A 7,625-nucleotide genomic window follows, 5' to 3' on the forward strand; every position below is an offset into this window, starting at 1 on the left:
CGGCGGCGGAGTAGGGATTAGCACGCCTCTTGACGCCCGCCTGCTCCACGCGCCACCGTCCGTTTCATAAGAAAACGGGAGGCTCGCCATGGCCAAGATCAGCTACATGACCGTCGGTTCGAACCGGCTGGAGGAGGCCAAGGCCTTCTACGACGCCTTGCTGGGCTCGATCGGCATGAAGCCCCTGTTTGAGCATCCGTCCGGCGGGCGGCTCTATCGCGGCAAGGGCGTGGGCATGTTCGGGGTGCTGGGTCCCTACGACGGCAATCCGGCCTGCATCGGCAACGGCATGATGGGCGGTTTCGACTTCGAGACCCGCGAGGAGGTCGACGCCTTCCACGCCAAGGCCATCGAGCTGGGCGGCGCCTGTGAGGGCCAGCCGGGCGAGCGGATGCCCAAGGCCTATTTCGCGTACTTCCGGGATCTCGACGGCAACAAGCTGTGCGCCTACCGACTGGGGGAATAGCGTCCCGCCCCTAAAACCCCGTCATTCCCGCCCTTGTGGCGGGAACCCCTCTGTCAGCCGTAAGGGCTGATGGGGCGACGTGCTGAGCACGTCGCTCGCGCCTCACGTGGAAGCGGAACCAGGGGTTCCCGCCACAAGGGCGGGAATGACGGGAATAATGGGGTTGGCTCCCAGCGTGACGTTGCCCGCGACCTGCCTTAAGAGACGCCCATGGCGTCCGCCACCCTCGCCCGCCTGCGGCTCACCGACTTCCGATCCTACGACCGCGCCGAGCTCGTGACCGGCGGGCGCAGCGTCTATCTGTTCGGGCCCAACGGGGCGGGCAAGACCAACCTGCTGGAAGCCGTCAGCCTGCTGTCGCCGGGCAAGGGGCTGCGCGGGTCGAGCCTGGCCGAGGTCGGCCGGCGGATGCCCGGCGAGGCCGTGGGCCGGGCCTGGGCCGTGGCGGCCGAGGTCGAGGAAGCCGACGGCGAGATGCTCAAGGTCGGCACGGGCACGGAAGCTGGCGGGGCGGCCCGCCGCATCGTCCGCATCGAGGGCGAGACCGTGCCGCCGGGACGTCTCGCCGACCACGTTCGCCCGATGTGGCTGACCCCGGCCCAGGACCGCCTGTTCCTCGAGGCGGCGTCCGACCGCCGCAAGTTCTTCGACCGGCTGGTGTTCGCCGCCGAGCCGGCCCACGCCAGCCACGCCAACGCCTATGACAAGGCCCAGCGCGAGCGCATGCGCCTGCTGAGCGACGCTGCCGACGGCGGGGCGCCGGCCGACCCGGCCTGGCTGACGGTGCTGGAGGCGCGGCTGGCCCAGGCCGGGGCGCTGATGGTCCAGGCCCGGGCGCGCACCCTGATCGCCCTGCAAACCGAGATCGACGGCCGCGGCGACCGGCCCTTTCCCCAGGCCCGTCTGGCCTTGACCGGGGCCTGGGAGCAGATGGCCCTGGACGGCGCCGACGAGGCCGAAATCGAGCTTCAGCTGGCCCAGGCCCTGGCCGCCGCGCGGCCTCGCGACGGGGCCGCGGGGAGGGCTCTGACCGGTCCGCACCGGGGCGATCTGGCGGTGTTCCACGTCGACAAGGACCGTCCGGCCTCGGAATGCTCCACCGGAGAGCAGAAAGCGCTGATTTTGAACCTGGTTCTGGCCCAGGCGGCGAGACTTTCGCGTGCGGAATCCGCGCCGAATCCTATAGTGTTGCTCGACGAAGTCGCAGCGCATCTCGACCTTACCCGGCGAGCCGCTCTGGCCGACGAACTCACGGCGCTCAAGCTCCAGGCCTTCCTCACCGGCACGGACGAGTCGCTGTTCGACCACCTCAAGGGTCGGGCTCTGGGCGTTCGCGTCAGCGAGGCCGGTCTGACCCCCATTGAGTCTACGGCTCTGGAAGACGAATGACCGAGAATACCGAAGGCCAAGTCCCCGAAGTTCCCGAAGAAGCCGTCGCCGGCGAGTATGGCGCGGACTCGATCAAGGTCCTCAAGGGCCTGGACGCGGTGCGCAAGCGCCCCGGCATGTATATCGGCGACACCGACGACGGCTCGGGCCTGCACCACATGGTCTACGAGGTGGTCGACAACGCCATCGACGAGGCTCTGGCCGGCCACGCCACCAAGGTTCAGGTGGTCCTCAACGCCGACGGCTCGGTGACGGTCACCGACGACGGCCGCGGCATCCCGGTCGACATCCACGAGGGCGAAGGCGTCTCGGCGGCCGAGGTCATCATGACCCAGCTGCACGCCGGCGGTAAGTTCGACCAGAACAGCTACAAGGTCTCCGGCGGCCTGCACGGCGTCGGCGTCTCGGTCGTCAACGCCCTGTCGGACTGGCTGGAGCTGCTGGTCCACCGCAACGGCAAGGTCCACCAGATGCGCTTCGAGCGCGGCGACGCGGTGACCTCGCTGAAGGAAACCGGCGTCTCGCCCGTGCGCGACGAAGGCCCCAAGGCCGGCGAGGTGCTGACCGGCACCGAAGTGACCTTCTTCCCCTCGAAGGACACCTTCGCCTTCATCGAATTCGACCGGAAGACCCTGGAGCACCGCCTGCGCGAGCTGGCGTTCCTGAACTCGGGCGTCACCATCTGGTTCAAGGACAACCGCGACGCCGAGCCGTGGGTCGAGAAGCTGTACTACGAGGGCGGCATCGAGGCCTTCGTGCGCCACCTCGACAAGGCCAAGACCCCGCTGCTGAAGGCCCCGATCGTCGTCAAGGGCCGCAAGGACAAGGTCGAGGTCGACCTGGCCATGTGGTGGAACGACAGCTACCACGAGCACATGCTGTGCTTCACCAACAACATCCCCCAGCGGGATGGCGGCACGCACCTTTCGGCCTTCCGCGGCGCCCTGACCCGGGTGATCACCAACTACGCCGAGAGCTCGGGCATCTCGAAGAAGGAAAAGGTCAGCGTCGGCGGCGAAGACAGCCGCGAAGGCCTGACCTGCGTGCTGTCGGTCAAGGTGCCGGACCCGAAGTTCAGCTCGCAGACCAAGGACAAGCTGGTCTCGTCGGAAGTGCGCCCGGCCGTCGAAAGCATGGTGCAGGAAGGCCTCGCTACCTGGTTCGAGGAGCATCCGAACGAAGCCAAGGCGATCGTCTCCAAGATCGCCGAGGCCGCCGCGGCCCGTGAAGCCGCCCGCAAGGCCCGCGAACTGACCCGCCGCAAGAGCGCGCTCGACATCACGTCACTGCCCGGCAAGCTGGCCGACTGCTCCGAGCGCGACCCGGCCAAGTCCGAAATCTTCATCGTCGAGGGTGACTCGGCCGGCGGCTCGGCCAAGCAGGCCCGCAACCGCGACAACCAGGCCGTCCTGCCCCTGCGCGGCAAGATCCTGAACGTCGAGCGCGCGCGCTTCGACAAGATGCTGTCGTCCGACCAGATCGGCACGCTGATCACGGCCCTGGGCGCCGGCATCGGCCGCGACGACTTCAACCCGGACAAGGTGCGCTACCACAAGATCGTGCTGATGACCGACGCCGACGTCGACGGCGCTCACATCCGTACGCTCTTGCTGACCTTCTTCTACCGGCAGATGCCGCAGCTGATCGAGCGCGGCTACATCTACATCGCCCAGCCGCCGCTCTACAAAGCCAGCAAGGGCAAGTCCTCGCGCTACCTGAAGGACGACACCGAGATGGACGCCTTCCTCGTCGACGAGGGCGTCGAGGGGGCCGAGCTCGACCTCGGCTCGGGCGAGCGCCTGATCGGCCAGGACCTGCTGGCCCTGGTGCAACTGGCCCGCTCGGCCAAGGGCAATATCGACCGCCTGGCGGCCCGCGCCCCGGCCTCGGCCGTCGAGCAGGCGGCCCTGGCCGGCCTGCTTGGCGAGACGCCCGACGCCAACGCCGCCGCCGCCCGCCTCAACCTCTACAACGAGGAGGGCGACGGTCCCTGGAGCGGCGAGCGCGGCGACACCGGCTATGTCTTCGCCCGCGTGCGCCGCGGCGTGTCGGAACGCATCGTGCTCGACGACGTGCTGCTGCACGCCGCCGACGCCCGCCGCCTGGCCGAACGCGCGGTCAAGCTGGCCGAGGTGTTCGAGAAGCCGGCCATCTATCGCCGCAAGGACAAGTCCAGCACCATCCGTGGTCCGCTCGATCTGGTGCAGACCGTGCTCGACGCCGGCCGCAAGGGCCTGACCATCCAGCGCTACAAGGGCCTGGGCGAGATGAACCCCGACCAGCTGTGGGAAACCACGCTGGACGTCGACGCCCGCACCCTGCTGCAGGTCCGCGTCAACCACGCCGACGACGCCGACGACATGTTCAGCCGCCTGATGGGCGACCTGGTCGAACCGCGCCGCGAGTTCATCCAGGAAAACGCCCTGGACGCCGAAGTCGACGTCTGACGTCGACTGGAGCGATTGGTCTGTCCGGAAATTAAACGATTTTCGTCCGGGCCAAGGGATAGTGATCCAAAATTAAATGGGTGGAGCAGTTTGCTTGAACCGCTCCACCCGGGTAGTGAGCGATCGAAATCGACCGCACTTCTGATCTCGAAAGAGTGCGAGCTGTGCACGTCCATCCGGACAATTCTGGCGCGCTCCCGATGCAGAGGTGGATCCGGCGAACCCGCAAAGTCCAAGCGATTGGACCTTGCGGGCTGCCCTTTCCTAGAACCGCTTCTTCGCCTCGACCCGCGCCTGGGTCGCGCTTTCGCCATCCGAAAGCCGTAGCCCCGCATCGAGCCCCAGTTCCCAACCCGAAGACAGCAGCAGGCCCAGACCCGGATCGATGAGTAGTTGCTCTCGCGACCAGCCCAAGGCGGGCAGGCTGTAGTAGGCGACGCCGGGGACATCGGCGTAGTCGACGCCTTGTCGCGATCCGCCGGAGAACTCGTGACGCCATTCGGCCCGCAGCGAGGTGGTCAGGATCCCGGCGACGGTCGGACGCTCATAGGCCGCGCGGAGCCCCAGCACTCCCAGTGTCGAGCGCAGGGAACGGCGATCGAATCGAAGATCGTAGATGCCCGCACCCTGCTCGCGGTAGGCGTCCAGTGACCCGCTCAGATATTCCAGGCGTCCATAGGGCGACCAGCTCAATCCGCCGCTCCGCCGGTCGACGCCCGCCGACAGCGCCGCAACGGTGAAGCGGCCATCGCGGGCGCCCAAAGTCGTCACCCCGCTGGTGGGATCCAGGCGGCGAGTGTCGAAGTCGAGCCAACCGCGAGCGACCATGCCGTCGATGAACAGCCCGTCGGCCGGCGCCAGGCTGCCATAGGCGGCCACTACCGTGCTCTGGGCCGAGACCCGACCGGCGTCGCCGCCGACGCGGCTGCGGTCCTCGCCGTAGCCGACGCCGATCCCGACGCTGGCGCGCTCCGACACGCGCTTGTCGACGCCCAGGCTCAGCCCGCTGCTGGTGGCGCGGATCTTCGAGGCGTCGCCCGAGGCGTCACGCGTGCTCAGCGAGATCGCCCCGCTGGTCCAGACCGACGCGTCGCCCGGACGGCAGCCCCGCACCGCGGCCGAGGCCTCGGCGTTGGAGGCGGCGCCGCCATTGGAGCCGTCCGAGGCGCGGTTCACCCCGTCCGGAGCCGGCCCGCCGACACGGCCGCGCGGATCGTCGGTGCGGTCCATGTCGACCGCGGACAGCGTCACGCCGTTGCCCGAGGCCAGGCAATCGGCGCCGTGAAGGCGTTCGGCCCGACGCATGAAGTTGTCGACCTGCGCCTGAGCGAAGCGGCGGGCCGCCTCGCCCTGCGCGTCGCTTATGCCCTGGACCACCGGGTCGGCCGCCGGGTTCGGGCGGGCGGTAACCTGGATCGTGACGGTGGCCGTCGAGGAGTCGCCGAACACGTTGGTCAGGGTGTAGTCGATCTTGATCGTCCCGCCGAAGCGGACCTCGGGCGTGACGTCGAGGCGGAAGGTGCGCGCCGAGGCGGTTCCGCCCTGCACGAGCGCGACCGTCGCGGCGTCCGCAGGGGTGACTGCGCCGAGCGTCGCGCCAGTGAACGGCCCGTCTGTGGCGCCAGTGGTCAGCTCGATCGAGACCGTCTTGCCGTCGGTGGTCGCAGCGGCCAGCGCCTTGGCTGTGGGCGGACGTCCGACCACGGTGATCGTGGCGACGGCCGGGGCCGAAACCCCGCCCGGACCGACGGCGACGAAGGCGAAACTGTCGACGCCTTGGAAGTCCTTGTCGGGGGTGTAGACCGCGACGAACTGGCTCGGGGTCGACAGGCCGGCGATGGCCATCATGAACAGACCGCCGCCGCCGCGCATGGCCAGGGTCTGGCTCAAGGTCACCGTGCCGTGCTGCGGCTGGGTGACGATGCGCACCTCGGTCACATCGCCGGTCACCAGGGTCGAAAGGTTGAGACTGACGTTCTGGCCGGCCTCGGTCTGGGTGTTGGCCGGCACCGTGGCGCTCGTGGAGTCGGCGGCCACCGGCGGCGCGGGAGCAATCGTTACCGTGTAGGCCGAAGAGCCCGTCGCGCCATTGGCGTCGGTCGCCGTCACCTGGAAGCCATAGCTCCCCGCCGTCGTGGGCGTTCCGGAGATGGCGCCCGAAGCGGCGTTCAGCGTCAGGCCGGGGGGCGGGGCGCCGCTCGTCACGGCGAAGTGGTAGGGCGAGGCGCCGCCGGAGACCGTGAGGGTCTGGGCGTAGGCGGCCTCGGCCATGCCGTCGGGCAAACCGCCGGCCGGGGTCAAGACCAGGGTCGGGGCGGTGACCGTTATCGTCACGAGGCCGGGGGGCGAGACCCCTGCAGCGTTGGCGGCCGTATAGGTGAAGCTGTCCACGCCGGAGAAGCCCGCGGCGGGAGTGTAGACGATCAACAGGCCCGAAACCGTAGCCGCGCCGTGGGCCGGCTGGCCGGCGATGGCGACGGAGGTTGCGGCCCCGCCCGACAGCGCCGGCGCGACCGGATTGTCCGCGCTGTTGGCGGCGACGGTGATCGACACGGCGCCCGCGTTCGGCGCGGCCAGGGGCGCCGGGGCGATGACGATCGTATAGGCCGCCGTTCCCGTCGCACCGTTGACGTCGGTGACGAGGATGTCGAACGCGTAGCTTCCGGCCGTAGTCGGCGTACCCGAGACGGCCACGGTCGCGGGATCGACGGTCAGGCCGGCCGGCAGGGCGCCGCCCGAAACGGCATAGACATAGGGGCCGGTTCCTCGCGACGCCGAAAGGGTCTGGGCATAGACCAAGCCGACCGTTCCGCCGGCCAGGGCGCCGGTCGGCGCCAGGATCAGGGTCGGCGCCGAGACGGCGATCGTCACCAAGGCGGGCGAGGAGGTCCCCGCGGCGTTGGTCGCTGTGTAGGTGAAGCTGTCCGAACCCGAGAAACCGGGGGCCGGCGTATAGGCGAACGACAGGCCGGACGCCGTGGCCGTACCATGGCTCGGCTGGCCGACGATGACGACCGACGTCGCGGCTCCGCCTGACAACGCCGGCGCAACCGGATTGCCGGTGCTGTTGGCGGCGACGCTCATCGTGACCGCCCCCGCGCTCGGCGACTGGAGCAGCGAAGCGATCGTGCCGGTATAGGTCTGGGCGTCGGTGAGGCTGTTGGCGTCGATGGCGGTGACGGCGAAGCTGTAAGCGCCCGCAGCGGTGGCCGTGCCGGAGATCGCACCGGTCGAGGCGTTGAGGGTCAGACCGGTGGGCAGCGCACCGGTGGTGACCGCGAAGGTCACGGGAGCCGTGCCGCCCGAAGTCACGACCGTCTGGC

At 69.3% G+C, this 7,625-nt stretch carries 4 protein-coding genes; 3 read left to right on the forward strand and 1 reads right to left on the reverse strand.

The annotated features are described in order from the left end of the window. Positions 1–88: 88 nt before the first annotated feature. The 3 genes from I4Q42_RS25295 (at position 89) to gyrB (ending at position 4,302) form a co-directional block, all read left to right on the forward strand. A complete protein-coding gene (locus tag I4Q42_RS25295) occupies positions 89–466 on the forward strand; it encodes a VOC family protein (RefSeq protein ID WP_198578877.1) in 378 nt (125 codons plus the stop codon). A 210-nt stretch (positions 467–676) separates the two neighbouring features. Beyond that, the gene (gene recF / locus I4Q42_RS25300) at positions 677–1,855 is read left to right on the forward strand and encodes a DNA replication/repair protein RecF (RefSeq protein ID WP_198578878.1); all 1,179 of its coding nucleotides are present in this window, start codon (positions 677–679) and stop codon (positions 1,853–1,855) included. Continuing rightward, positions 1,852–4,302: a DNA topoisomerase (ATP-hydrolyzing) subunit B gene (gyrB, locus tag I4Q42_RS25305; protein ID WP_198578879.1), complete on the forward strand. Its 2,451-nt coding sequence runs from the start codon at positions 1,852–1,854 to the stop codon at positions 4,300–4,302. The genes recF and gyrB overlap by 4 nt, the downstream gene beginning before the upstream one ends. A gap of 264 nt (positions 4,303–4,566) precedes the next feature. On the opposite strand, the gene I4Q42_RS25310 is transcribed toward gyrB, so the two are convergent. Continuing rightward, positions 4,567–7,625 (reverse strand): autotransporter domain-containing protein (locus I4Q42_RS25310; protein WP_198578880.1); only part of this gene is annotated, 3,059 nt, incomplete at its 5' end.

The organism is Caulobacter hibisci, assembly GCF_016135805.1.
Lineage (GTDB): Bacteria > Pseudomonadota > Alphaproteobacteria > Caulobacterales > Caulobacteraceae > Caulobacter > Caulobacter hibisci.